At 64.4% G+C, this 25,471-nt stretch carries 22 protein-coding genes and 1 pseudogene; 11 read left to right on the top strand and 12 right to left on the bottom strand.

Going from position 1 to position 25,471, the window contains the following annotated elements; genetic code table 11:
• Positions 1-102: 102 nt before the first annotated feature.
• A complete protein-coding gene (locus ABD742_RS10630) occupies positions 103-1,158 on the bottom strand; it encodes a zinc-dependent alcohol dehydrogenase family protein (RefSeq protein ID WP_234753703.1) in 1,056 nt (351 codons plus the stop codon).
• 138 nt (positions 1,159-1,296) lie between these two features.
• On the opposite strand from ABD742_RS10630, the gene ABD742_RS10625 reads away from it, so the two are divergent.
• From ABD742_RS10625 to araA, 4 genes are all read left to right on the top strand, one after another.
• Positions 1,297-2,307 carry a LacI family DNA-binding transcriptional regulator gene (locus tag ABD742_RS10625; protein ID WP_234753702.1) on the top strand — a complete coding sequence of 337 codons (1,011 nt, stop codon included), beginning with the start codon at positions 1,297-1,299 and terminating at the stop codon, positions 2,305-2,307.
• Between the two features lie 120 nt (positions 2,308-2,427).
• A complete protein-coding gene (araB, locus tag ABD742_RS10620) occupies positions 2,428-4,152 on the top strand; it encodes a ribulokinase (RefSeq protein WP_234753701.1) in 1,725 nt (574 codons plus the stop codon).
• Entirely contained in the window at positions 4,149-4,853 is a 705-nt protein-coding gene (locus ABD742_RS10615; protein WP_234753700.1) for an L-ribulose-5-phosphate 4-epimerase, read from the top strand. The genes araB and ABD742_RS10615 overlap by 4 nt, the downstream gene beginning before the upstream one ends.
• Before the next feature lie 71 nt (positions 4,854-4,924).
• Complete coding sequence (gene araA, locus ABD742_RS10610; protein WP_234753699.1) at positions 4,925-6,463, top strand: L-arabinose isomerase; 1,539 nt, start codon at positions 4,925-4,927, stop codon at positions 6,461-6,463.
• 608 nt (positions 6,464-7,071) lie between these two features.
• On the opposite strand, the gene ABD742_RS10605 is transcribed toward araA, so the two are convergent.
• Positions 7,072-7,266, bottom strand: a complete 195-nt coding sequence (locus ABD742_RS10605; RefSeq protein ID WP_234753698.1) for a hypothetical protein — start codon at positions 7,264-7,266, stop codon at positions 7,072-7,074.
• A gap of 180 nt (positions 7,267-7,446) precedes the next feature.
• Positions 7,447-7,671, bottom strand: a complete 225-nt coding sequence (locus ABD742_RS10600; RefSeq protein ID WP_234753697.1) for a hypothetical protein — start codon at positions 7,669-7,671, stop codon at positions 7,447-7,449.
• 274 nt (positions 7,672-7,945) lie between these two features.
• Between ABD742_RS10600 and ABD742_RS10595 the strand changes: the two genes are divergently transcribed.
• Entirely contained in the window at positions 7,946-8,416 is a 471-nt protein-coding gene (locus ABD742_RS10595; RefSeq protein ID WP_234753696.1) for an META domain-containing protein, read from the top strand.
• A gap of 151 nt (positions 8,417-8,567) precedes the next feature.
• Here ABD742_RS10595 and ABD742_RS10590 read toward each other — a convergent pair whose 3' ends face one another.
• From ABD742_RS10590 to ABD742_RS10575, 4 genes are read right to left on the bottom strand one after another with little or no spacing between them, the layout of a single operon-like run.
• On the bottom strand, positions 8,568-9,977 hold the full coding sequence (locus ABD742_RS10590) for an aldehyde dehydrogenase family protein (protein WP_344787871.1): 1,410 nt from the start codon (positions 9,975-9,977) through the stop codon (positions 8,568-8,570).
• Positions 9,978-10,030: 53 nt separating this feature from the next.
• Positions 10,031-10,561: a hypothetical protein gene (locus tag ABD742_RS10585; protein ID WP_234753694.1), complete on the bottom strand. Its 531-nt coding sequence runs from the start codon at positions 10,559-10,561 to the stop codon at positions 10,031-10,033.
• 27 nt (positions 10,562-10,588) lie between these two features.
• Positions 10,589-12,103 carry an APC family permease gene (locus ABD742_RS10580; protein ID WP_234753693.1) on the bottom strand — a complete coding sequence of 505 codons (1,515 nt, stop codon included), beginning with the start codon at positions 12,101-12,103 and terminating at the stop codon, positions 10,589-10,591.
• Positions 12,100-14,016: a primary-amine oxidase gene (locus ABD742_RS10575; RefSeq protein WP_234753736.1), complete on the bottom strand. Its 1,917-nt coding sequence runs from the start codon at positions 14,014-14,016 to the stop codon at positions 12,100-12,102. Before ABD742_RS10575 ends, ABD742_RS10580 begins: the two co-directional genes overlap by 4 nt.
• A 134-nt stretch (positions 14,017-14,150) precedes the next feature.
• Here ABD742_RS10575 and ABD742_RS10570 point away from each other — a divergent pair, with 134 nt between their 5' ends.
• The gene (locus tag ABD742_RS10570) at positions 14,151-14,786 is read left to right on the top strand and encodes a TetR/AcrR family transcriptional regulator (protein WP_234753692.1); all 636 of its coding nucleotides are present in this window, start codon (positions 14,151-14,153) and stop codon (positions 14,784-14,786) included.
• On the opposite strand, the gene ABD742_RS10565 is transcribed toward ABD742_RS10570, so the two are convergent.
• A complete protein-coding gene (locus ABD742_RS10565; protein ID WP_234753691.1) occupies positions 14,783-15,799 on the bottom strand; it encodes a LacI family DNA-binding transcriptional regulator in 1,017 nt (338 codons plus the stop codon). The two genes, ABD742_RS10570 and ABD742_RS10565, sit on opposite strands and share 4 nt — an antisense overlap.
• Before the next feature lie 197 nt (positions 15,800-15,996).
• On the opposite strand from ABD742_RS10565, the gene rhaI reads away from it, so the two are divergent.
• The 4 genes from rhaI to ABD742_RS10545 are packed head-to-tail and all read left to right on the top strand — an operon-like array spanning position 15,997 to position 21,167.
• On the top strand, positions 15,997-17,163 hold the full coding sequence (gene rhaI, locus ABD742_RS10560) for an L-rhamnose isomerase (protein ID WP_234753690.1): 1,167 nt from the start codon (positions 15,997-15,999) through the stop codon (positions 17,161-17,163).
• Positions 17,164-17,165: 2 nt separating this feature from the next.
• A complete protein-coding gene (locus ABD742_RS10555) occupies positions 17,166-19,217 on the top strand; it encodes a bifunctional aldolase/short-chain dehydrogenase (RefSeq protein WP_372460976.1) in 2,052 nt (683 codons plus the stop codon).
• On the top strand, positions 19,214-20,803 hold the full coding sequence (locus tag ABD742_RS10550; protein WP_234753688.1) for a rhamnulokinase: 1,590 nt from the start codon (positions 19,214-19,216) through the stop codon (positions 20,801-20,803). Before ABD742_RS10555 ends, ABD742_RS10550 begins: the two co-directional genes overlap by 4 nt.
• Complete coding sequence (locus ABD742_RS10545) at positions 20,766-21,167, top strand: hypothetical protein (RefSeq protein WP_234753687.1); 402 nt, start codon at positions 20,766-20,768, stop codon at positions 21,165-21,167. The genes ABD742_RS10550 and ABD742_RS10545 overlap by 38 nt, the downstream gene beginning before the upstream one ends.
• Positions 21,168-21,176: 9 nt before the next feature.
• On the opposite strand, the gene ABD742_RS10540 is transcribed toward ABD742_RS10545, so the two are convergent.
• Positions 21,177-21,404 (bottom strand): hypothetical protein, encoded by a 228-nt coding sequence (locus ABD742_RS10540; RefSeq protein WP_234753686.1) that lies wholly within the window; start codon positions 21,402-21,404, stop codon positions 21,177-21,179.
• 103 nt (positions 21,405-21,507) lie between these two features.
• Between ABD742_RS10540 and ABD742_RS10535 the strand changes: the two are divergent.
• Positions 21,508-22,993, top strand: a pseudogene (locus ABD742_RS10535) (MFS transporter).
• Between the two features lie 19 nt (positions 22,994-23,012).
• Here the strand turns inward: ABD742_RS10535 and ABD742_RS10530 are convergent.
• From ABD742_RS10530 to ABD742_RS10520, 3 genes are all read right to left on the bottom strand, one after another.
• Positions 23,013-23,465: an Hsp20/alpha crystallin family protein gene (locus ABD742_RS10530; protein WP_234753685.1), complete on the bottom strand. Its 453-nt coding sequence runs from the start codon at positions 23,463-23,465 to the stop codon at positions 23,013-23,015.
• Positions 23,466-23,856: 391 nt separating this feature from the next.
• A complete protein-coding gene (locus ABD742_RS10525; protein WP_234753684.1) occupies positions 23,857-24,540 on the bottom strand; it encodes a hypothetical protein in 684 nt (227 codons plus the stop codon).
• A 74-nt stretch (positions 24,541-24,614) separates the two neighbouring features.
• Entirely contained in the window at positions 24,615-25,466 is an 852-nt protein-coding gene (locus tag ABD742_RS10520) for an alpha/beta hydrolase (RefSeq protein ID WP_234753683.1), read from the bottom strand.
• Positions 25,467-25,471: the final 5 nt, after the last annotated feature.

Genomic DNA, 25,471 nt, shown 5'->3' with positions numbered 1-25,471 from the left:
TTTGGGTTCAGGCCAGGCTTCCTATATGGATTCTCTCGCCGTTCCCGCGCCCACGCCACAGTCCACCCATCCGGCCTGAATCTCCCGGTTCAGTCTGTGCCCTCAGGGGGTGAGCAGGACCTTGATGGAGCGCCGTTCGTCCATGGCGCGGTAGGCCTCGGGCGCTTCCTCGAGCGGCATCACGGTGTCGAAGACCCGGCCCGGATTGATCTTGCCGTCAAGCACGTCCGTGAGCAGTTCCGGGATGTACGTGCGGGCCGGAGCCATTCCGCCGGCAATCGAAATGTTCGTGTCGAACAAGTAGCGCAGCGGGGCTTCGGCTCCGCCCGTCGGGACACCAACAAAGCCGAGGGCGCCGCCCGGGCGGACGCTGTGCAGTGCCTGATCCATGGATTCCTTGGTCCCGACGCACTCCAGGACGGAGTCGGCCAAAACGCCTCCAAGCAACTCGCGGACCTTGGCTACGCCGTCGTCGCCACGCTCGGCGACGATGTCCGTGGCCCCGAACTCGAGGGCAATCGCCTGACGGTCGGCGTGCCGGGACATCGCGACGATTCGTTCGGCTCCGAGCCGCTTCGCTGCGAGCACGCCGCAGAGCCCCACTGCGCCGTCGCCGACGACGACGACGGTCCTGCCGGGGCCGACCTTCGCTGCAAGGGCGGCGTGGTGGCCGGTCGCCATCACGTCGGAGAGCGTCAGCAAGCTCGCCCGGAGAGCGTCGTCGGGTTCCGTGACCCCAGGAACTTTGACGAGGGTGGACTCTGCGAGTGGTACCCGCACGGCCTGGCCCTGACCGCCGTCGATCGCGTGCCCGCTGTCATCTTTGCCGCCCCAACCTGCCAAATGATCGCAGGCCACCGTGACGCCGTTCAAGCATTGCGGGCAGGCGCCGCAGCTGACCAGGAAGGGAGCGATGACGAAGTCGCCGACCGCCAAGGCAGTGATGTCGTCGCCGATGCTTTCCACCGTGCCGATGAACTCATGTCCAATGGCCGAAGGCTGGTGAGTCGGCTTCACGCCGCGGTACGGCCACAGGTCCGATCCGCAGACGCAGGAGGCGGTGACTTTGACAATGACGTCTGTGGGCAGCTGGACCGTGGGGTAGTTACGGTCTTCAACACGGATGTCGCCGGGGCCGTGGATGATGGTGGCGCGCATGGGGCTCCTCAAATGGTGGTTGGTGGGCTTGAATCGAGTCTATCCCCGGCACGCCGGTGGTCTTGTACTGACCGGTAGCTCAGCCGGGTGAGGCGCGGCAGCTCGCCGCTTGACCTCCGCGTCGAGCAGAATAGCTCCATGACAAATACCAGCGGGCGCTTGCCACGGCTTGAGGACGTAGCGGAACGGGCGGGAGTCTCGCACCAGACTGTGTCCCGGGTGATCAACGACCACCCCAACGTCAGCAAGGGCACCCGGGAGCGCGTCGAGGCGGCCATCGCTGAGCTGGGCTACCGGCGCAATACTGCTGCGCGGAGCCTCGTGACCCGCCGTTCCCAGACCATCGGCGTCCTGGCAAGCGAGCTGGCGCAATACGGCCCGGCAAATACGCTGCTAGGGGTTGAACAGGCGGCAAGGGATGCCGGCTATTTCGTCAGCATCGCAGCCCTTCGGACGGTCAGCCGGGACGCGATTCTTGATGCGGTCCGGCATTTCCTGGACCAGTCCGTGGACGGGATCGTGGTGATCGTGCCGCATTTCGAAACCCTGCTGGCGTTGGCGGAAGTGCAGCCCGGGGTTCCCGTGGTGGCCGTGGGTTCTTCGGGCGGAGCTTCCGTGGGGGGAGCCATGGTGGACCAGAGGCGCGGCGCGGAATTGGCCGTCAGGCATCTGGTGGATCAGGGACATCGCAGGATCGGGCACGTGGCCGGCCCGCAGGACTGGATCGACGGCGTGGCCAGGGCCGAAGGGTGGAGCGCGGCCCTGCGCGCTGCCGGGCTTGAGGATGACTTGCTGGTGGTGGGGGACTGGAGTGCCGGCAGCGGCTATGAGATCGGCAGGAAGCTTGCCGGTGAAAGGACGGCCACCGCACTTTTTGTCGGGAACGACCAGATGGCCTTGGGCCTGCTGCGTGCGTTCAACGAGGCCGGCGTCCGGGTGCCCGAGGATGTTTCGGTGGTGGGTTTCGATGACCAGCCCGAATCGGGCTATTTCACGCCGCCGCTGACCACGGTGCGCCAGGACTTCGAAGAACTCGGGCGGCGCTGTATGGACCTCATGCTGAGCGGCATCGAGGACGGGGAAAACATCGGCACCACCGTAGTGGAGCCTGAGCTGGTGGTCCGCCGAAGCACTTCCGCCCCCGCCTGAGCACCTTTTGATTCACGCGGGCCAGCCGACCCTTGACGACCACACCTTGACGCGTGAATTGTTAGCGCTCACAATTGATTCAGTCCGCAAGTCTGCGGGCTGGTTATGGAAGGACTTTTCATGGACGTCGCAGCGGACGGCAACGAACACTATGTCATCGGCGTGGACTACGGCACGCTTTCGGGCCGGGCCGTAGTGGTGCGGGTCCGGGACGGCAAGGAACTGGGAAGCGGCGTGTTCGACTACCCGCACGCGGTCATCACCGAGGCTTTGCCGGCCGACTTGGCGGATGTGCCTGACGGAACAGCGGTCCGGCTTCCGGGGGACTGGGCACTGCAGGTGCCCGAAGACTACCGAGACGTGCTGCGTCACGCTGTTCCCGCCGCGGTGCGCGACGCCGGAATCGATCCGGCCGCCGTCGTCGGGATCGCGACCGACTTCACGGCGTGCACCATGGTGCCGGTGAAGGCCGACGGCACCCCGCTGAGCGAACTCCCCGGCTTCGCCAACCGGCCGCACGCCTACGTCAAACTCTGGCGTCACCACGCTGCCCAGGGCCAGGCTGACCGCATCAACGCACTCGCCGCCGAGCGGGGTGAGTCGTGGCTGCCGCGCTACGGCGGGCTCATTTCCTCCGAATGGGAGTTCGCGAAGGGGCTCCAGCTGCTGGAGGAGGACCCGGAAGCGTACGCAGCGATGGACCACTGGGTGGAGGCCGCGGACTGGATCGTCTGGCAGCTGTGCGGAAACTACGTGCGGAACGCCTGCACCGCAGGGTACAAGGGCAGCTACCAGGACGGCGCCTACCCGTCCGGGGAGTTCCTGGCCGCCCTGAACCCGGACTTTAAGGACTTCGTCAGCAGCAAGCTGGAGCACCCCATCGGCCGGCTGGGCGACGCCGCCGGTTACCTGACGGCCGAAGCCGCCGCGTGGACGGGACTGCGCGAGGGCATCGCCGTCGCCGTCGGGAATGTCGACGCGCACGTCACCGCCCCGGCGGCGCGGGCCGTGGAACCGGGACAGCTCGTCGCGATCATGGGCACCTCCACGTGCCACGTCATGAACGCCGACGTCCTGCGCGAGGTGCCTGGCATGTGCGGCGTGGTCGACGGCGGGATCGTTGACGGGCTCTGGGGTTACGAGGCCGGCCAATCCGGGGTCGGTGACATCTTCGGCTGGTTCACCAAGTACGGGGTCCCGCCCGGATACCACGCGGCTGCCGAGACGGCGGGCCTGGGCATCCACGAGTACCTCACCGAACTCGCCTCCACGCAGCAGATCGGCGAACACGGGCTCATAGCCCTGGACTGGCACTCGGGCAACCGCTCCGTCCTAGTGGACCACGAACTCTCCGGCGTGATCGTGGGCCAGACGTTGGCGACGCGGCCTGAGGACATCTACCGGGCGCTGCTGGAGGCCACGGCCTTCGGAACCCGCACCATTGTGGATGCTTTCCGGGACTCGGGGGTCCCGGTGAAGGAGTTCATCGTGGCCGGAGGGCTGCTGAAGAACACGCTGCTGATGCAGATCTACGCCGACGTCACGGGGCTGCCGCTCTCCACCATCGGATCCGCCCAGGGCCCCGCGTTGGGTTCGGCCATCCACGCCGCCGTCGCCGCGGGGGAGTACCCGGACATCCGGGAAGCCGCGGCCGCCATGAGATCCGAACCCGGCGCTGTCTACACGCCGATCCCGGAAAACATCGCCGCCTACGATGTACTGTTCCGCGAATACCGCACCCTGCACGACTACTTCGGCCGGGGAGCGAACGAGGTCATGCACCGGCTCAAGAAGATCCAGCGCAATGCCAGCAAAACACTCCTTGCGGTTGTTGCATCCGCATGAGCGCAACGACGGCAAACACCGTTGAAGCCATCATGCGGATCCGGGCCGAAGTCTGCGCGCTGCACGCGGAACTGACCCGCTACGAACTCGTGGTCTGGACCGCGGGCAACGTCTCGGCACGCGTCCCCGGCCACGACCTAATGGTGATCAAACCGTCCGGAGTTCCCTACGATGCGCTGACGCCCGGGTCCATGGTGGTCACCGACCTCCAGGGGGTTCCCGTGGCGGGCGATAGCGACGGTGAATGGGGCAACCCGGAACTGTCGCCGTCGTCGGACACTGCCGCCCACGCCTACGTTTACCGGAACATGCCCGGCGTCGGCGGTGTCGTCCACACCCACTCCACCTACGCCACGGCCTGGGCCGCACGGGGGGAGCCGATCCCGTGTGTGCTGACCATGATGGGGGACGAGTTCGGCGGGACCATCCCGGTGGGCCCGTTTGCGCTGATCGGGGACGATTCGATCGGCCGCGGGATCGTGGACACGCTCCGTGCCTCCCATTCACCGGCGGTGCTCATGCAGAACCACGGCCCGTTCACCATCGGCAAGGATGCCCGCTCCGCCGTGAAGGCCGCCGTGATGTGCGAGGAAGTGGCCCGCACGGTCCACATTTCCCGGCAGCTCGGTGAACCGCTTCCCATCGACGCAGCCCAGATCGAGTCCCTCTACGACCGCTACCAGAACGTCTACGGCCGCTGACGAGCCCCTGCAACGCAAACTATCCTGCCGCCAGGCCTTCCCACACCCACGAACTTTTCAAGGAGAACCCCATGCCCATCGCCAACAACACTTCCCACGCCCACAACACCTCCCTCGAACACTACGAAGTCTGGTTCCTGACCGGCAGCCAGCACCTCTACGGCGAGGACGTCCTCAAACAGGTCGCCGCCCAGTCGCAGGAGATCGCCGCCGCCCTAAACGCGTCCTCCGATGTTCCGGTCAAGCTCGTCTGGAAGCCCGTGCTGACGGATGCGGACGCGATCCGCCGCACCGCGCTCGAGGCGAACTCCGATGACGCCGTGATCGGCGTGACGGCCTGGATGCATACCTTCAGCCCGGCCAAGATGTGGATCCAGGGACTGGACCTGCTCCGCAAACCCCTCCTGCACCTGCACACCCAGGCGAACGTGGCCCTGCCGTGGGCGGACATCGACTTCGATTTCATGAACCTGAACCAGGCAGCCCACGGCGACCGCGAATTCGGGTACATCCAGTCCCGTCTCGGCGTGCCGCGGAAGACCGTCGTCGGGCACGTCTCCAACCCGGACGTCACGCGCCAGGTTGGCGCCTGGCAGCGCGCCGCGGCCGGCTGGGCCGCGGTCAGGTCCCTGAAGCTGACCCGTTTCGGTGACAACATGCGCAACGTCGCCGTCACCGAAGGGGACAAGACCGAAGCCGAGCTGCGCTTCGGCGTCTCGGTCAACACCTGGTCCGTGAACGAACTCGCTGACGCCGTCCACGGGGCACCGGAGTCCGACGTCGACGCTTTGGTCGCGGAGTACGAGCGGCTCTACGAGGTCGCACCGGAGCTGAGCGCCGGCGCCGCCCGGCACGACTCGCTGCGTTACAGCGCACGCATCGAACTCGGTCTGCGGTCCTTCCTGGAAGCGAACGGCTCGGCCGCGTTCACGACGTCGTTCGAGGACCTGGGCGCGCTGCGCCAGCTTCCCGGGATGGCCGTGCAGCGGCTCATGGCCGACGGCTACGGCTTCGGCGCCGAGGGCGACTGGAAGACCGCGATCCTGGTCCGGGCCGCGAAGGTGATGGGCGCCGGGCTGCCCGGCGGGGCTTCGCTCATGGAGGACTACACCTACCACCTGACCCCGGGGCAGGAGAAGATCCTCGGCGCGCACATGCTCGAAGTCTGCCCCTCCCTGACCGCCACGAAGCCGCGGGTCGAGATCCACCCGCTGGGCATCGGCGGCAAGGAAGACCCCGTCCGCATGGTCTTCGACACCGACGCCGGGCCCGGAGTCGTCGTCGCACTTTCAGACATGCGCGACCGTTTCCGCCTCGTCGCGAACGCCGTCGACGTCGTCGACCTCCCCGAGCCGCTGCCCAACCTCCCCGTCGCCCGGGCGCTCTGGTCGCCGAAGCCCGACTTCGCGACCTCCGCCGCCGCGTGGCTCACCGCGGGCGCGGCGCACCACACCGTGCTCTCCACGCAGGTGGGCATGGACGTCTTCGAAGACTTCGCCGAGATCGCCCGGACCGAACTGCTCACCATCAACGACGGCACCACCATCAAACAGTTCAAGAAGGAACTGGCTTGGAACGCCGCCTACTACAAACTCGCCGGCGGACTATGAACGGCGAGGAATTGCGGCTCGCCGAGGGAAGCCCATACCCCATGGGCGGGATGCGGTCCTGCCGCGCCATCAAGCCTGGATATCTAGTTGACAAGGGCAACCGACGCCCTTAAGTTTCTGTGTATTCAGGTAGGTTCCTTGTTTTGGATCACATTGTTAGCTGTAGCTATGGAAACGCAGCCGTTGAGCTGCCAAGGCGCAGGGGGCAACGATGACGAAAGTACCGCTGGATAATTTCCTCAATGAGTGCGTCTCCCGGAATTCCGGAGAGGACGGCCTCAGCTTCGAAGAACTGTACGGTCTGTACATCAGCTGGTGCGGACTTAAAGCTGCGGAACCCGTGAGAGCCAGGACGTTTAGGGCCAGCCTTCGGGCGGCCGGCATCGCTCCCGGACACCGCGGAGAGCTGTGCGAGGATCTGGTGATGATAGGCCCGGCGGCCTGCGACTACATTATCCACAGCGTGCTTCCGCTCGCTGCGTTGGACGCACGATCGGGTGCCTGGTCTCGGCTCACGTCTTGGCCCACTGAACGTCCGAGAGTTCCAGTCACCAGGCGGGCGCCAGGCGAAGACTGCGACTCGGCGCCGGCTGCCTAAGCGGGTCTCCTTATTCGTGGAATTTGCTCCGAGCCTCGCGCTGTTGCCGCTCAAGCTTGGCTTCCGCCTCGGTCCGCCGCTGACCTATGATGCGCATCTGGTGAGTGGTCGGGTGTTCATATTCCTCCGCGGGAATGCCTTTTTCCCTGGGAAGGTAATGGCCGGTAGCCGGGGACGCGAGCTTTTGGTCTTCGTTTTCGCTCATATCAAAATCGTCCCACCAGGCGGCGGCCGCCAAAAGAGGTTCAGTCCGCAGCGCTGCAAAGAGGCGCGACATCCCGGTCTTCGGACCGGGATGTCGCTTGGCTTCTGAGCAATTCAACAAAGTCAGCCGAGGTTCAGTGCCGTCCAGGAGACGGGAGGCAGGTGAGGGGGAGAATCGTAGCTACATCAGCCACTGGACTGAGACGTTCATGGCGAACAGGGCATTTGTCAGGGGCGCTAGTATCGACTCGTCGGCCTCCATACGGTGCAGCGTCTCGACGAATTCATCTATCTGAATGGTGGTGAACCCGCCGTCCCGGAGTTGTTGGATAGCAAGCTCGGTATTCTGTTTCCGGGTGTTGCTGAATCGCGGGTTGACCTCTGGCTGTGCGGGTTCCGAATCCATTGCCTTTACTTGCCCCCAACTTTTCCTGCCCGTAGGACGCTGTTTGCAAAGCGTATTCATGCATTACAAATGCCATTATCTCAGGCCTTGTGGGTGCCGTCGCAGAGGCGCAGCGAGAGGAACTGGAGTAATGGCGGCCCTTTTGCCTCAGCCCGGGCATAGACTCCTGACAGCCGCGGGGCACCGCTGAAGCGTTCATCAACCAGGGGGCACAATGAAGCGCAAAAGTTGTTTGCAACGAAAGCTGATTCTCCTGCTTCTCATTGGAACGGCCATGACTTCGTGTGCGTCCACGCAAGGGCGCGAGCAGGGAACGGCCGGACCCACGCCTCCTGAGACCGTCCCCGCGTCCCGCGTGACGACTACGCCTCCGCGGGAGACTTGCGCAGTATTCCTGCCGTCGGCTCCCTGCGGGGCGTACGTCAGTATCGCCGGAACAGCCGACGGCGTTGAGCTGCCCTGGGCGACATCAGGGGGACTCACGGTGCAATTGAGTTCCGTGAATGGCTCCCTCTACGTCACCGCGAAAACTCCCTGCTCCCCGGTCAGCGGACCGGCCACAATCACGGGAAACACCTTGGTGGCGGGGGAACTTGGGATCGGCGCCATGGGGTGCATCAGCGATGCCGGGACACAGCAACAGTGGTTTGTGGATTTCCTGAAGCGGCCTATTGAAATGTCATTCAGCCAAGGCACGCTCAACTGGAAGAGCGGCACCGACACGCTCACTTTCAAAGTCAAGTAAGGTGGCCCGCGATCCTCGCCGCGTGCACTGGATGGAACTGTTCTTCGACCTCGTCTTTGTGGCCGCGACGCCGCAAAACCCCAACTGGCTGACAGTTGTTGTCGTTCTGGGGCCTCAAAACGACAACAACTGCGATCCAGTTGGGTCTGGCCTAGCCGTTGATGATCTGCGGCACGCCGAGGGCTTTGAGGCCTTCGGTGCCGAATTCGAGGCCGTAGCCGGATTGCTTGGCGCCGCCGAAGGGGATACGGGGGTCGACGGCGCCGTGCTTGTTGATCCAGACCGTGCCGGCCTCGAGCCGCGCGGCGACCCCGCGGGCGGCGTCCAGGTCGGAGGACCAGACGGAGGCGCCGAGTCCGACGTCGAGCGCGTTCGCCTTGGCGATGGCCTCGTCGACCGTGCTGTAGCGGATGATGGGCATGGCCGGGCCGAACTGTTCCTCGGCCACGAGCGGGTTGTCGTTGTCGATGTCGGCCACGAGGGTGGTGGGGTAGAAGTAGCCGGGCCGGCCGTCGTCGGGGTTGCCGCCGAGCAGGATCCGGGCGCCGGAACCGCGGGCGGCGTCCACGAGGCGGGCGACGATGTCGTACTGCGCCCGGTTCTGAAGCGGGCCCAGCACGTTCGCCTCATCCAGGCCAACCCCCATGGGCATCGCGGCGGCAACGGCGGTGAGCTCGGAGCACACTGCCTCATAGAGGGAGTCATGGACGTAGAGGCGCTTGAGCGCGGCGCAGGTCTGGCCGGTGTTGATGAAGGCGCCCCAGAAGAGGCCTTCGGCGATGGCCTTGGGGTCGGCGTCGGGCAGGACGATGCCGGCGTCGTTCCCGCCGAGTTCCAGGGTGAGGCGCTTGACCGTGTCCGCGCTGGAGCGGATGATCGCCTTGCCGGTGGCGGTGGAGCCGGTGAACATGACCTTGCCGATCGCGCGGTGTTCGGCCAGCCGTGCGCCGACGTCGCGGCCGCCGGAGACCACGGTGAGGAGGCCTTCGGGGAGTTCTTCGTTGATAACGGCCGCCAGGGCGAGCACGGACAGGGGTGTGTATTCGGAGGGTTTGACGACGACGGCGTTGCCCATGCGCAGGGCGGGGGCGATCTGCCAGATGGTGATCATCATGGGCCAGTTCCAGGGTCCGATGGCGCCGACGACGCCGATGGGCCGGTAGTGCAGTTCGGCGCGGGTTTCGCCGTCGTCCACGACAGTTTCCGGCTCCAGTGGGGTGCCGGCGGTGGCGCGCAGCCAGGCCGCGCAGGCGCCGACTTCGAAGCGCGCGTTGGGGCCGTTGAGCGGCTTGCCTTGCTCGCGGGAGAGCAGGTGGGCGAGTTCTTCGGCGGAGCGTTCGACGGCGTCGGCGGCCTTGAGGAGCGCGGCGGACCGGGCGTCGTGGCCCAGCGCAGCCCACGCAGGCTGGGCCGCTTGGGCGGCGGCGATGGCGCGTTCAAGGTCCTCGACGGTGTGAACGGGAGCCTCGCCGACAGCGGTGCCCGTGGCAGGGTCCAGGATGGTCCGGGTTTCGCCGGTGGTCGGGGTGATTGAAGCCAGGAGGGCGTCGTAGCTTTCCAAGGGTTTACTCCACTCTGAGTTGGTATTGGTTTCGAAGGACAAGGTACTTGGGGTCAGACGGCCATCAGGATCATTGCGCCCAAGGCGCCAGCCGAAGAGATGGCCTCAAGCGATGCGGACGGGTGACGACCGCGTCCACGGCCGTTTTGTCGAAGCGCTCGGGCCGCCAAGACGATCGAGTAGGCGATGACCGATGCCGCGAGGGCAACTGCCAGGACCGGGTTCGCTCCGCCAAGTCCTGAATGCCCGTGTGTTGGGTGTACTGAACTCGATGAGGCGGCGGAGGGAAGGGTCGTGACGAAGATGGCGAACATGGCCACCATGGACAAGGAGCGGTGTATTTCCATGCCGCCGCGCCGATCCTTGGGCAGGAGCACGAGCGGTAACGGTGAAGTGAGAAGCAGCAGCAGGCCCCACACGACGCCCGGAACAATGCCCGGCCCGACGGTCGTATCCGCCATCGCCACCAGCATGAGTGCCATCGGTCCCCACTGGCTGAGGTTCCTGACCAGGCCTTCGCGCATCGGGCTCCAGATCCCCAAGGCGCAGCAGGCCAGCATGACCATCGAAAGGATTGTGTGCATGTTGTTCACCGATCATTAGTCCCGGCGCTACAAGTCTTCGTCGTCCCCGAGGTGGACGGCCGCCAGCCCCTCTTCGCCGTGTCCGATCCGCCGATACACGGCGGGGTTGCTGCGGCGGAGCCGGAATGCCCAAGCGACCCCCACCAATCCGGGCACTATGATCGTGGCCGGCAGGATGAATGTCAGGGCGTTGGTCTCGTTTTGGCCCAGCAGCACGTTGAAGTTGACCACGATCAGAACGAAGATCGCCGCCAAGAGCACGAACCCCAGGGCAGGGGCGATCACGCGGGTCCAGATTCCGGCGTCATGCCTGTTCTTGCGGAAGAATCCAATGACGGCCAGCGAAACAACGGTCATCAAGAGGACAAGTCCCATCGCGCCGTCGTTCGTCAGCCACGTGAACATGGTCAGGACAGGGTAGAGATCACCCAGCGACGATCCGGTCCCCGCAATGGCGAACGCTACTGTGACCACGACGGCGATCACCGTCTGGGCGATCGACCCGGCGTAGGGGGCGCCGCTGTGCCGCCGTACAGCACCCAGCTTTCGGGGAAGGACTTGCTCCCGGCCGAGGGAGAAGAAGTAACGCGCAGCGGCATTGTGGAAGCTAACGAGGGCTGCGAACAGGCTGGTGACGAAAAGCAGGCGGGCCAGGTCGGCGAGAAGTACACCGGCGTGGTCACTGAGGAAGCCGAACATCAGGTCCGGTCCTTGTTTTGCGGAAGCGTCGACCACCGCGGACGGTCCTGTGCCAACGGCCATGGCCCAGGAGGAAACAGCGTAGAACACGGCGATGATGGCGACGGCGGTGTATGTGGCCCGGGCGACGGTGTGCTTCGGGTCCTTGCTTTCCTCGCTGTAGATCGCGGCCGACTCGAATCCCATGAACGCCGCGATGCCGAAGGAGAGGACCGCCCCTACGCCCGGTACAAAGAGACTCTGCGGAGTGAGCGGCGCTCCGCTGACTCCCTCGGGTGCCACGACAAAGGACACGACGTCGTAGACGATCACCACGAGGAACTCCAGGCCGACGAGCACCCCGAGGACCTTCGCCGACAGGTCCACCCGGTTCACGCCGAGGAATGCGACGACGGCGATGCAGACCAGAACCGGAATCCACCAAGGGACAGTGGCGCCGAAGCGTTCGTTGATCAGGCTCGAGACAGTGAAGCCGAAGAGGCCATAGATGCCGACTTGCATCAGGTTGTAGGCCATCAAGGCCACCATGGAAACCCCGACGCCGACCGGCCGGGAGATACCCTGCGCCACGTAGGAATAGAAGGCGCCGGCGTTGACGACGTATCGGCTCATTGCCGCATAGCCGACGGCGAACACTGCGAGGGTTCCACCGAGGAGCAGGAAGGACAGCGGAACGCCGGTGACGCCGGTGACGGCAAACGTCGTCGTGACCCCGCCGGCGAGGACGGTGAGCGGAGCCGACGCAGCGATGATCATGAAAGTCACCGCGGGGACGCCCAGGCGGCGTCGATGGTGGTGCGTGCGGCCCACCTCAGTGGTTTCTTTCCCGGTTGTTAAACTCATTTCTGGGCCTCCATGTGGCAGTGGCCGCCTTCGGCGGGTTTCGACGCGGGCACGTCGAGGACGGGGCTCCGATCGAAGAAGCCTTCGGGGCGCAGTTTGAATCCCACCGTGTCGACGGGCATGATCGGCCAGTCCTCGGGGCGGGGGAAGTGTGTCAGCCCGAAGGTGTGCCACACGACGATGTCTTGTCCGTCGATGTCCCGGTTGCGGGCAATGTAGGACGGCAATCCGGCTCCTCCGCAGTGCTGGTTGACGAAGTCGCCGCTGGGGTAGCGCTCATTCTCGTCGTAGCGTGTCACCCACAGGTCCTTCGTAGCGAAGGCTGCACGTTGGGCGATGGAAGATTCGGGGTCGGCCAGGAGCGTGGGGTGCCCTTGTCCATGGAGTTTGTACCCCACAGGGTCGCCCAGGCGGTTGAGTGATTCGGGATTGGAGATGATCCAGGTCCGTCCAGCCGCCATGTCGGACTCCCGCACAGCCTCCGATTCGCTCTTGAGCACAGTCCGACGGCGCGCGAAGGCGTTGCCGCGCTCGTTGCCTTCTCCCATGGGTACGCGGACGGCGTCCTCTTCCTCGACCCTGTTGCTCAGGCCGTCGATGGCGAAGTCCAGGCGGGCACTGAAAAGGTGCTGGTGGAAGGGTGCCCCAAGGCCGGGGGCGAGCTCCGAGGCGTACGGGTAGCCTTTTCCGGGGTAGGCGCTCGTGAAGACGACGCCGGTGGCCTTGGCTTCGAACTCGATGGTGCCGTCGAGGTAGAGGTACCAGTAGAAGCCGTAGTCGTAGTTGCCGATCGTGGTGAAGAAACTGATGACGAGCCTGCGGTTCCGGCGCGTGTAGTTCACTCCGCTCCAGAGGTCGCTGTGCTTGGCGAGGATGCTCCAATCCTCTTCGTGCATGCAGATTCCGTTGCGGATTTCCCGTGGCCGGCCGAACGAATCGCTGACTACCGGGCTGAGGTAGGTGATCTCGCCGAGGCAATCGCAGCCGAGCTCAAGCGAGTTGGCGTATTGGCCCACCAGGTATTCTCCGGTATCGAAGTAGTTCTGCCAGGAGCGCACGGGTGAGGGGTCGCCGTACGGGACCACCATTTCGGCGATCGAGGCGCGCTTGAGGATGCTGCGACGGCGATCGCCGTCGTCGAACGCTACATTGTGGAGGACTACGCCTTCCCGCACATCGAAGCCGATGTCCAGGCTCCACTTCTCCCACTCGACGTGGTTTCCATTGTGGACCGTGAAGCTCGGACCTTCCGGCTGGGTGATGTGGATCGGCTTCTGGGTGGTGCGCATCGCTCCGGTCAGCTCAGGGTCCGTAAAATTGCCGTGTTCTGCCGGCACCGGGACGGCCCCGAAATCCAGGACCTGGTCGACGGTCTTGCTCACGACGTCGACGTAGGCGACCAGCCCATCCACGGGATGCGCCCAGGCGCTGTCCTCGGGGAATTGCTGGACGAAAGCCAAGCCGCGCAGAATCCGGCGGCCTTTCTCTTCCGGGTACTCGAAGACCCCGGCTGACAGGGGAGCGACCCTGACTTTGCTGACATCGAGATTCCGGTCGGCCAAGGCCTTGAGCCAGCGCTCGTCCTGGGCGAGAATCTCTTCAACCACCTCGAATTCTTCTTCGATGACGGGAAGCTCGCCCGTCACAGAGGTGTCGAGTTCGACCTTGGAGACGACTTCCTGATGTGTCACAGAGACCGTGACGTCCTGTGCCGCACCGGATGAAACGTTATGCAGGAACGCCCTGAACCTGCGGTCCACAGCCTCCGCATTCCGCGGTGGCTCAAGCAGGCCAAGGTAGGCGATCCGGATGGATTCGTCGAAGAGTCCGGCGTCGGCCAAAATGCCCCTGACGGCCGTGATGTCTTCGGCACTCGTCAAGGCATATGGAGACAGTCCGGCAAACGCAGCCATTTCGGCGATTTCTGGAGAGGAAGTTGTGCTCATGGAAGGCCTTTGTGAGTGGCGATTTATTTTCTATGTGTGTAGAGAATAGCATCGTGTAATCTGAGTCACAACGGTTGTAGAAAAAAAGATTTGGGGAAAGCGTGCCGAAGATCGTAGACCACGACAAGCGACGGGTGGAACTTGTCGAAGCCACGTGGCGGATCATCGCCAGCAGGGGGATCGAGGGAGCCACCATGCGCGAGATAGCAACGGAAGCAGGCTTTGCCAACGGCGCGCTCAAGCCGTATTTCCCTACAAAGGACGATCTCTTGACGTTTGCTTTCGGCCACGTCTTCAACCAGACGAATACCCGCATGAGCGACTCCACTGCCGGCCAGCGGGGCCTGTCTGCCTTGCGCAGCTATTGCCATGAAATTTTGCCGCTCGATGCCGAAAGGCTCAACGAGGCGCGAATCGCGATCGCCTTCTGGCAGCGCGCACTGACGGACCCGGCGAAGGCCGCCTTGCATGATTCCTCGATGGAGCAATGGCGTGAGGCCCTGTTCGACAAGCTCCGTGAAGCCAGGGAGCTTGGCGAACTGAAGGAGGGACTGAACGACGACGACATCGTTGGCGGGATCATGACGTTCGCGCTCGGTGCGCAAATCACGGCCACACTGACGCCGGAACACCACTCGGCGGATCAGTTGCGGTCCCAACTGGAGACCTATATATCGCTCATTTCATCCGAAAAGGGCGCTCTCGTGCCAACGGCAGGTTCGAAAGGTTCCGCTTAGCGGCGGACTGTGCTCTGCCTCGCCACGAGTTCCGGCGTGAACACCACTTGGCTGTGCACGTGGCCGGGTTCGTCGTCGATTTCCTCGAAGAGGAGCTGGGCGGCACGCTCGCCGATCAGCTGCCTCGGCTGACTGATGGAGCTGAGCGGGATGCTAGACTGGGAGGCGAAGTCGATGTCGTCGAAACCGACGATGGCAATGTCCTCGGGCACGCGTAGCCCGTTCGCAGCGAAGGATTGCAAGAGCCCCAGGGCCAATTGATCGTTGGCGGCAAACACGGCGTCCGGGCGCTTGTCGGGCTGCAGATTCCCCATGAGATCTCCAATCCGGCGCCCGCGCTCGAATTTCAGATCCGGCGTTTCGAATAGTTGAAGCGGGACTCCCGCACGCGCTGCCGCGTCGGCTGCGCCCCGGTAGCGGTCCTCGACCTGCTGCAGCGTGAAGGGGCCGCCGACGAATGCCGGGCGTACCGCACCGACGCTGAGGAGATGCTCCAGGGCAGTGGCGCCGCCGGCGACATCGTCCACTGAGACCGAGCAGAACTGATCCGTGCTCGCGAGCCTGTCGACGAGCACGGAGGGGATGCCCCGGTCGCGCATTCTTTCGAGCCGTTGAAGAACTTGTCCGAAGGGAGTGATCAAAACTCCTTGGACACGTTGCTGCTCGAACAGGTCCAGATAGGCCTGCTCGCGGCCGGCGTCTTCGGCGCTGTTGGCCAGGATCAAGGAGTGCTTGTGGTCTTCGGCGACGTTCTCGGCGCCCAAAGCGACATCTGTGAAGAAGGGGTTGCGCACGTCCAACACCAGCATGCCGAGGCTCCTGGTGGATCCGGACCGCAGCGAGCGGGCTGATTCGTTGCGCACGAATCCCAGCTCCTCGATGGCGGCAAGAACGCGGGTCCTCTTGTCGAACGACACTTGGTCGGGCCGGTTGAGGACATTCGACACTGTGCCGACCGAAACTCTCGCAAGGGCAGCGACGTCTGTCAGCTTTGCTCCCGGGCCGCTTGGCACGCTGAACCTCCCATTGATGAATCGAATCAAACCGTTTCATCAATATTACGTGGTTCGACTGTCGATCCCGGGGTTTGCCTGTTGACACGCCACCGAAGCAGGCTCTACCGTGTGAGTGGGTTCTTGTATGAATCGATTCAAGAAAAAATTGAATGCCACCGTTCGAAGACGACGCACAGGCAACAGAAGGAACAATCATGAACATCACGGAAACGGCCCTGGGCCGCCTCGGGGAATTGGCCATCGAGGTTCCCTCGTGGGCCTACGGCAACTCGGGCACGCGATTCAAGGTGTTCGGCACGCCCGGCACCCCGCGGACCATCCAGGAGAAGCTGGCCGACGCCGCGAAAGTCCACGAACTAACGGGCCTTGCACCGACCGTGGCACTGCACATCCCGTGGGACAAGGTGGACGATTACTCCGCACTCCGCGAGTACGCGGAGGACCTTGGCGTCGGGCTGGGGACGATCAACTCCAATACGTTCCAGGACGACGCGTACAAGTACGGCTCCCTGACGTCCTCTGACGCAGCTGTGCGCCGCCGGGCGATCGATCATCACCTGGAATGCATCGGGATCATGCATGCCAGCGGCTCCCGGGACCTGAAGATCTGGCTGGCCGACGGCACCAACTATCCCGGCCAGGACGACATGCGCGGCCGCCAGGACCGCCTCTCGGAATCGCTGCAGGAGATCTACGCGGGACTCGGCGAAACCCAGCGCCTGGTGCTGGAATACAAGTTCTTCGAGCCGGCTTTCTACCACACCGACGTTCCGGACTGGGGTACTTCTTACGCGCAGACCCTCGCGCTGGGAGAGAAGGCATTCGTCTGCCTGGACACTGGCCACCATGCACCCGGCACCAACATCGAGTTCATCGTCATGCAGCTGTTGCGCCTCGGCAAGCTTGGTTCCTTCGACTTCAACTCGCGCTTCTACGCAGACGACGACCTGATCGTCGGTGCTGCGGATCCTTTCCAGTTGTTCCGCATCATGCACGAGGTCATCCGCGGCGGCGGATTCGGTAAAGAGTCCGGCGTCGCCCTCATGCTGGACCAATGCCACAACCTGGAGGAGAAGATCCCGGGCCAGATACGGTCCGTGCTCAACGTCCAGGAAATGACGGCCCGCGCGCTGCTCATCGACACGGACGCGCTCACCGAAGCGCAACGCGAAGGCGATGTCCTGGCCGCCAACGGCATTTTCAACGACGCCTTCTATACCGATGTCCGGCCGGTCCTGGCCGAGTGGCGCGAATCGCGTGGCCTGCCCGCGGATCCGATGACGGCGTTCAAGGCCAGCGGCTACCAGAAGAAAATCAACGAGGACCGCGTGGGCGGCCAGCAAGCCGGATGGGGCGCATAAGCATGAACATGCAGAACACAACTAACAAGACTGTTGAGGAACTGATCACCCGTTCCAACCGCCTCGGCGCGGACAAGCGGAACACGAACTTCGCCGGAGGGAACACCTCGGCGAAGGGCACGGAGACGGACCCCGTCACCGGGGAGGACGTCGAGCTCCTCTGGGTCAAGGGATCCGGCGGCGACCTGGGAACCCTGAAGGCCGAAAACCTGGCCGTTTTGCGCCTGGACCGGCTGCAGGCACTCAAGGCTGTTTACCCCGGCGTCGAGCGCGAAGACGACATGGTGGCCGCCTTCGATTACTGCCTGTTCGGCAAGGGCGGCGCCGCGCCCTCGATCGATACCGCCATGCATGGACTCGTCGATGCCGCACACGTGGACCACCTGCACCCGGACTCGGGCATCGCGATAGCGACGGCGGTGGACGGCGAAGCGCTGACGTCCAAGATCTTCGGTAACAAGGTTGTATGGGTTCCCTGGCGCCGCCCGGGCTTCCAGCTCGGCTTGGACATCGCAGCGGTCAAGGAAGCCAACCCGCAGGCCATCGGCACGATCCTGGGCGGCCACGGCATCACCGCGTGGGGAGCCACGAGCGGGGAAGCCGAGGCCAACTCCCTCTGGATCATCGAGCAGGCCGAACGCTACATTGCCCAGAACGGCAAGGCCGAGCCGTTCGGCGCCAAACTCCCCGGCTACACCGCGCTCCCGGAAGCCGAGCGTCGCGCCAAGGCGGCCGCGTTGGCTCCCGTCATCCGCGGCCTCGCTTCGGCCGACAAGCCGCAGGTGGGCCACTTCAGCGACGATCCGCGTGTCCTGGAGTTCCTCGAAGGAGCCGGGCATCCCCGCCTGGGGGCGCTGGGCACCTCCTGCCCTGACCACTTCCTGCGTACCAAGGTCAAGCCGCTCGTCCTGGACCTGCCCGCCGACGCCGGCATCGAGGAGAGCACCGCACGCCTGAAAGACCTCCACGCCGCATACCGCGAGGACTATCAGGCTTACTACGACCGCCACGCCCACGCCGATTCGCCCGCCCTGCGCGGGGCTGACCCGGCCATCGTCCTGGTCCCCGGCGTGGGCATGTTCTCCTACGGCAAGGACAAACAGACAGCCCGCGTCGCCGGAGAGTTCTACCTGAACGCGATCAACGTGATGCGCGGCGCCGAGGCCATCTCCTCCTACGCCCCGATCGAGGAATCCGAGAAGTTCCGGATCGAATACTGGGCCCTTGAAGAGGCCAAGCTGGCCCGGATGCCCAAGCCGAAGTCCCACGCCACGCGCATCGCCTTGGTGACGGGCGCGGCGTCGGGCATCGGCAAGGCGATCGCCACCCGCCTCGCCGCGGAGGGCGCCTGCGTGGTCATCGCGGACCTCAACCTGGACAACGCGCAGGCAGTCGCCGCCGAACTCGGCGGTGACGACGTCGCCATCGGAGTCCAAGCAGACGTCACCGACGAAGCCCAGATCGCCGCCGCCATCCAGGAAGCCGTCCTGGCCTTCGGCGGACTCGACCTGGTGGTGAACAACGCGGGACTGTCCATCTCCAAGCCGCTCCTGGAAACCACCGGGAAGGACTGGGACCTGCAGCACAACGTCATGGCCAAGGGCTCGTTCCTGGTCTCCAAAGCCGCGGCCAAGGTCATGATCGACCAGGGCATGGGCGGGGACATCGTCTACATTTCCTCCAAGAACTCGGTATTCGCGGGCCCGAACAACATCGCCTACTCCGCCACCAAGGCAGACCAGGCCCACCAGGTCCGCCTGCTGGCCGCTGAACTGGGCGAGTACGGCATCCGCGTCAACGGCATCAACCCCGACGGCGTGGTCCGCGGCTCCGGGATCTTCGCCGGCGGTTGGGGCGCCAAGCGCGCCGCCGTCTACGGCGTCGAGGAGCAGGAACTGGGCAAGTACTACGCCCAGCGCACCCTGCTCAAGCGCGAAGTCCTGCCCGAGCACGTGGCCAACGCCGCCGCCGTGCTCACCAGCAACGAACTCTCGCACACCACCGGCCTGCACATCCCGGTCGACGCGGGCGTCGCCGCGGCCTTCCTGCGATGAACGGACAGGCCAATGCCGGCGGCGTTTTCGCCGCGGTCGATATCGGAGCGTCCTCGGGCCGCGTCATGCTCGGCCGGGTCACCGGCGGGCGGCCTGCGTCCGGAAAATCAGTCTCGCTCGAAACGGTGCACCGTTTCCCCAACGGCCTCCTAGAGCTCGACGGCGGACTCCACTGGGACTTCGACGCCCTGTTCGACGAGGTGCTCAAGGGACTTGCGGCGGCCGCTGAAACGGCCGCCGCAAGCGGGGAGCGGATCACCAGCATCGGCATCGATACGTGGGCTGTTGACTACGGACTCGTGGATGCTTCCGGTGCCCTGCGTACCCAGCCGTTCAGCTACCGCGACGAGCGCGGCCGCACCGCCGTCGCGGACGTCCACAAGGCGCTGGATCCGGCGCGGCTCTATGCCACCAGCGGACTGCAGTTCCTTCAGTTCAATACGCTCTACCAGCTCGCCACCGAACGTGAACTGCGCGGCGTCCAGGCGTTGCTCATCCCGGACTTGATTGCGTTCAAGCTGAGCGGGCAACGCCGTACCGAGGCCACGAATGCTTCCACCACCGGGCTTTTTGACGCCGTCGCGGGGGAGTGGGCCAGCGAATTCTTCAAGGCACTCGGCTTACCCAAAAACCTGTTCCCGGCCATTATCCAGCCAGGCGAGACCGCAGGCACGCTACTGCCGGAGATCGCGGCCCGGACAGGGTTGCCGGCGGAGACTGCTGTGGTTGCCGTGGGATCGCACGACACCGCCTCGGCCGTGGCAGCCGTTCCCGCCCGGCAAGAAGACTTCGCCTACATTTCCTCCGGCACCTGGTCCCTCGTGGGTGTGGAACTGGACAGCCCGGTCCTCGATGAAGCAAGCCGCTTGGCGAACTTCACCAACGAGCGGGGCGTCGACGGCACCATCAGGTACCTGCGCAACGTCGGTGGCCTGTGGTTGCTCAGCGAATGCCAACGCACCTGGGCCGCCGAAGGGCATCGACAGGAACTAGCCCCGCTCCTGGAGTCCGCGGCGGCTCTTCCCGCCGGCGGCCCCCAAATCAACGCCGACGACCCGGCGTTCATCGCCCCGGACAACATGCCGGACCGCATCCGATCCGCGGTGCGCGCCGGCGGTGCCGTCCTCCCGGACCGGCCAGCCGCCGTCGTGCGCTGCATCCTGGACAGCCTCGCGGCCGCCTACGCCAGGACCCTGGCGCGCGCCGAAGAACTCTCCGGGAAGCAGACGTCGGTGATCCACATCGTCGGCGGCGGCTCGCAGAACAGGCTGCTGTGCCAGCTCACCGCTGATGCCACTGGCAAGACGGTTGTTGCCGGCCCCGTGGAAGCCACGGCGCTCGGGAACGTACTGGTTCAGGCCCGGGCCGCACGAGCCGTTACCGGAGGCCTGTCCGAACTCCGGGCACTCCTGAGGGCCAGCGTCCAGCTTGAAAGCTACGAGCCGAAGAGCCTCCAGAGGCTAACAACGCCTGTTGTGCCGCAAAGCCCCCCGCTAGACTTAGAAGGCGCCGAAGAGACGCAAAGTTGGTTGCGGGAAAGGCAAGATCATGACCGACAGCAGCAGCGGCGTCGAAGAACCCACTGACGAAGAGAAGAGCGGAACTCCCGAGGAACCGGAACTCCGGGGCCGGTACGTCGAGGGAGACTACGGCAAGACGGGAACGGAGCCCGGGCGGCACTCCGAAGACGAAGAAGGCCAATACAGCGAAGGCGACTACGGCGCAGCTGGTAGCCAAGGCGGCTTGCCCGAACCGTTGGGTAAGAAGGCCAAGGAATCCGGGCGCTACGCAGAAGCCGACCTCGGCGACGCGGGAGCCGTTCCGGGGCGTACAGCGGAGTCGGAAATCGGACAGTACGCCGAAGGCGACTACGGCACGGACGGGGCAGTGGGACCGCTACGTGGGGCAGTAAATCCACCGGCGCCAGCGGATGACGACGGCGACGAATGACCGGGTCGATCACTTCGGCCGGACCGGGCCCCCTTCGGCCTTGGCCAGGATGAAGCTCAGATCCTCGGGAGAGAGGCTGACTTGGCTGTGCCGGTCGGCATCCGGAGTGATGCCGGTTTCCTGATGGATTATTTCCGTGATCGTTCGCGGTAGGACCACGCATCCGGGGTTGTCGGTTAGCCAATGCTGCGTTTCGGGGCTGAGCATGTCCCAGTGGTCCCTGATGTTCATCTCCATGGATGACGCCTAACTGAGTGGGTTCAGAGAATAGTGCCGGCCGAGGCCCGTGCCGGGAACGTAATTAGGATACGCCGGGGTCTAGGGGAAAGACAGGCCAAACATGGCAACTCAAAGTGACGGCGTAGGCTTCCGTTCCAAACGGGGCCCGATACTCATAGCCCTGATGCTCTCGAGCGGCCTCGTCGCGATCGATGCCACCATCGTGGCCACCGCGGTGCCGTCGATCGTCCATGAAATCGGCGGGTTCGCCTCGTTCCCGTGGCTCTTCTCCGCCTACCTGCTCGCGCAGGCCGTCTCGGTTCCGGTCTACGCGAAGCTCTCCGACATGGCGGGTCGGAAGCCGATCATTCTCACTGGCATTGGACTCTTTCCTGTTCGGATCGATCCTTTGCGGGTTGGCGTGGAGCATGCCTGCGCTCATTGCCTTCCGCGTGGTGCAGGGCTTGGGTGCCGGCGCGGTCCTGCCTGTGGCCATTACCATCGCCGGCGATATCTACACCCTGGCCGAGCGCGCGAAGGTGCAAGGCTACCTCGCCAGCGTCTGGGCGACGTCGTCGGTTGTCGGCCCAACTCTGGGCGGGGTGTTCTCCTCGCTTGGAGTTTGGCGCGGAATCTTCCTGGTCAACGTTCCGCTCTGCATCGTGGCTGCGTGGATGCTGGTTCAAAGGTTCCAGGAGAACATCGAACGGGTAAGGCACCGCGTCGATTATCTTGGAGCCGCTCTTCTCACGGTCACGTTAACCTTGACCATCCTCGGCGCCCTGGAAGGTGGCCAGGCATGGGCCTGGGACTCTCCGATCAGCATCGCAGTGTTCGCCATTGGTTCGGTTTTGCTAGTTGCCTTCGTCGTGGTCGAGAGACGAGCGGCTGAACCTGTTCTTCCGCCGTGGGTCGTTTCGAGACGCCTTCTCGCCACGACCGCACTGATCTCCTTCGGGGCCGGAGCAATCGTGCTTGGCCTCACCTCGTACGTTCCGACCTTCCTTCAAGGCGCCCTTTCGGTGTCGCCACTCACTGCGGGCCTATCCCTGGCAGCCCTGACAATCGGCTGGCCGATCAGCGCTTCGCAGTCGGGCCGCTTCTACCTTCGGATCGGCTTCCGGGCAACCGCGCTGATCGGAATCACCGTTACCCTTATCGGTTCGGCGGCCCTCGCCGTGACGGCATACACGCCGAACCTCGTGCTCGTCGCAAGCAGTTGCTTCGTTGCCGGGCTCGGACTCGGGCTTCTTGCAACCCCTAGCCTGATCGCGGCCCAGTCCAGCGTCGAATGGCACGAGCGCGGAGTCGTGACGGGAACCAACCTCTTCGCGCGATCCATCGGCAGTTCGCTTGGCGTAGCAGTTTTCGGCGCCGTCGCGAATGCAATCTATGCCGGCAGCCCCGGTGGCGGGAAGAGCTCGCAGGCAGTTGTATTTGCCTCTGCGGCAGTATTTCTCGCTGTGCTTGTGAGCGCCGCGCTCACCGTCGTCGCTGTCCTCGCGATGCCCGCCACCGCTCTGGACGCTACCGCTCCCCAGGACAAGGGGCCGGCCCCGCGGTTCCAAAAAGTGCGGCGAGCAAACGGGCGGGGCGGGGGTCGTTAGGCTTGCGTCTTCGGCTGGGCTAGTTACCTGGCTCCTCCGGAGACTGATCGGATTCGCGGCCACCCTTGCGGACCACACGGATTTTAGTTGTCTGCGGTTCTGACTGTTCGGGGACCTGGATACGGATTTCGAGGACGCCATCCTCGTACGTCGCGACAATGCCGTCCTGGCTCACTCCGCGGGGCAACGGAATGCTGCGGGAACGTTCGCCGTAGCGGAGCTCGCTCCGGTAGCCCTTCTTGTCCATGCGTTCGGCATCCTCCTCGCGCCGCGCCTGGATATGCAGGGTGTCGTCGGCGACGCTGATGTCGACGTCGGACTCGGGGTCGATTCCCGGCAGATCCACTCTGACGACGAGCGTTTCCCCCTCTTGGTATTGCTCGATGCGGAGCGACGGGTCGGATTCGCCTTGAAGGAAGCGTCGGACGGGCTCGGGGACTTCGAGTCCGCCGCGACGGAGAAAGTTGTCCATGATGTCCTCCTGATAGGTGCCGGCTGCGGGTCAATTCAGACTTGCCGGGATGAAAGAAAGCTACGCCTAGCGTGGTCCCGTGGATAGCCCTTGGTCTGAGCGGAGGTGGGTAGCAACGACCGAATCGGGCAATCTTGACGTCTGCCAGGCTCGGTCGGAAACTGAGCATAGGAGGCGCGCCGTGGGCAATTTACCGTGGATATTCGTGCTGATCATCCCAGCACTGGGCTTCTTCGTTTTTCTGATCTACGCAAATATTCGGTTGTCAGCCAAGCGGAAAGCCCTTGGTTTACCCCCTCTAGGACTGACTCCACGTCGTTCCAAGACCCGACACAGGAAGCATCACAAGTACGTGATCATTCATCGTGTCAAACACTGAGAACGGCGCCTGTCAGCTCTGATGGAAGTCCGGAGCCTTTGGCGCGTCGAGCATTCCGGCGATCTTCTCCTCCAACGCTGCGATGGTGGCTTCGGGCAGGACGATCAGACCGTCCAATTCGCGCCGGGCGCGCTTGTACGCTGTCTGCCGCTCTGCCGGCGTCGCTGCATTATCCGAAGCAATCCTGAGCAGCTTTCTGGCAGTCGCCAGCCGCTGGCGCTCGGGCTCGGTGAAATTGCCGTCCTTGATGCGTCTGGCTTCCCGCTCTGCCACATCGAACGCCAGTTCGAAGCTGCGGACGGCCGCGCGATACTCCGCCAGCCGGACCGCCGTCGTGATTTCTCCCGGAGTTGCCGGACGCAAGCCGTCAGCCTCCCGTTTGGCCCGAAGAAACGCTACGGTGAGCGGTTCGCGGACATCCGACATGACCGGAAAATCGATGAGTTTTCCGACGTCGAGTTCGTATTCTAGCCATCGCCGGTTCACGGCGTCGTGTGCCTCTTGCAGCCGCAGGACTTCCGTCTGGCTGGCTTGCTCCGCTTGAGCTGCGCGGTTCTGGAGCTGATAGAGCTCCACCCGACGGCGGTGCCGCCGTTCGCTGGCCCTGGACCAGGACCGCGCCCAACCACCAGCCAATCCGCTCAGCGGAAAGACCAGCCACCAGTAGTGGCCGACAAATTCGAGGAAGGGATTCACGGCTTCATCGTCCCACCGGCCCGGATGTGTCTCAAGAGCCTCGGCAATACAAGCAGGCGTCAATACAAGCAGGCCTAGCCGACCTTCCGTAGCCAGTCCGTCAGGAGAGGCAAGACGACGGAGCTATGCATCGCCCCGATGTGATCGAGGCCAGGGAGCACTTGGACATCCCACCCGGTGTCAATGAGGGCTTGCTTGTGTGTCGTCAGGGGTTCGCCGATCCTTACGTGAACGTTGCCCCATGCCGGGCCGTAATCGATCCGGTCGTCCGCCCCTGCGAAGGCGAGTCGGGGCAAGCCCGGCGGGACTTCGGCGGAGGGATCGTCGAAGTCCTGAAGGGCTCCGTAGAGGGTGACGAATTGACGGGTCTGTGCGTCGTTCGTTTGAACGGGCACCGAATCCCAGTCCCCGGGCTCAACGTCAGGGCTAGGTGAAGGAACCAGGTCGGCGGATTGCGTGGACATCGAATGTGCTGCCCGGGTCACCGCCAACATGCTCTCGTAAGGCCCATCGAGGGGTGGGAATCCGCCCATCACTAGTGCCCAGAGCCGGTCGGTACGGATTGCGAGTTGCAGCCCGCAGAGTGCCAGCCAGGAGTAACCGTAGTAGGCGAAGCTGCCGGCATCAGCGGCGTCGGCGATGGCAAGGAGATCAGCCGTGACATTCCCTGGAGTAAGGGTGTCCGGTGCGGGGTGTGCCATCCGGTGGCTTTCATAATCGGCGACGACGACACGGTGGGATCGCGCGAGTCCATTCACCAGCTTGGGTCCCAGATCCGGGTCAGCGCCCCAGCGGCGCATCGTTTCGGCTTCGTCCGGGGGATAGGGGGCGAAGCGGGCCGGGAGCATCAGGGCGCGTCCGTTTCCGTGGATGGTTACGGCGATGGTCGTGCCGTCGTGAAGAACGGCCTCAGCGGTGTCAATCACGGCTT

Source organism: Arthrobacter ramosus, assembly GCF_039535095.1.
GTDB lineage: Bacteria > Actinomycetota > Actinomycetes > Actinomycetales > Micrococcaceae > Arthrobacter > Arthrobacter ramosus.
This window is presented reverse-complemented; position numbering and strand designations above follow the sequence as displayed.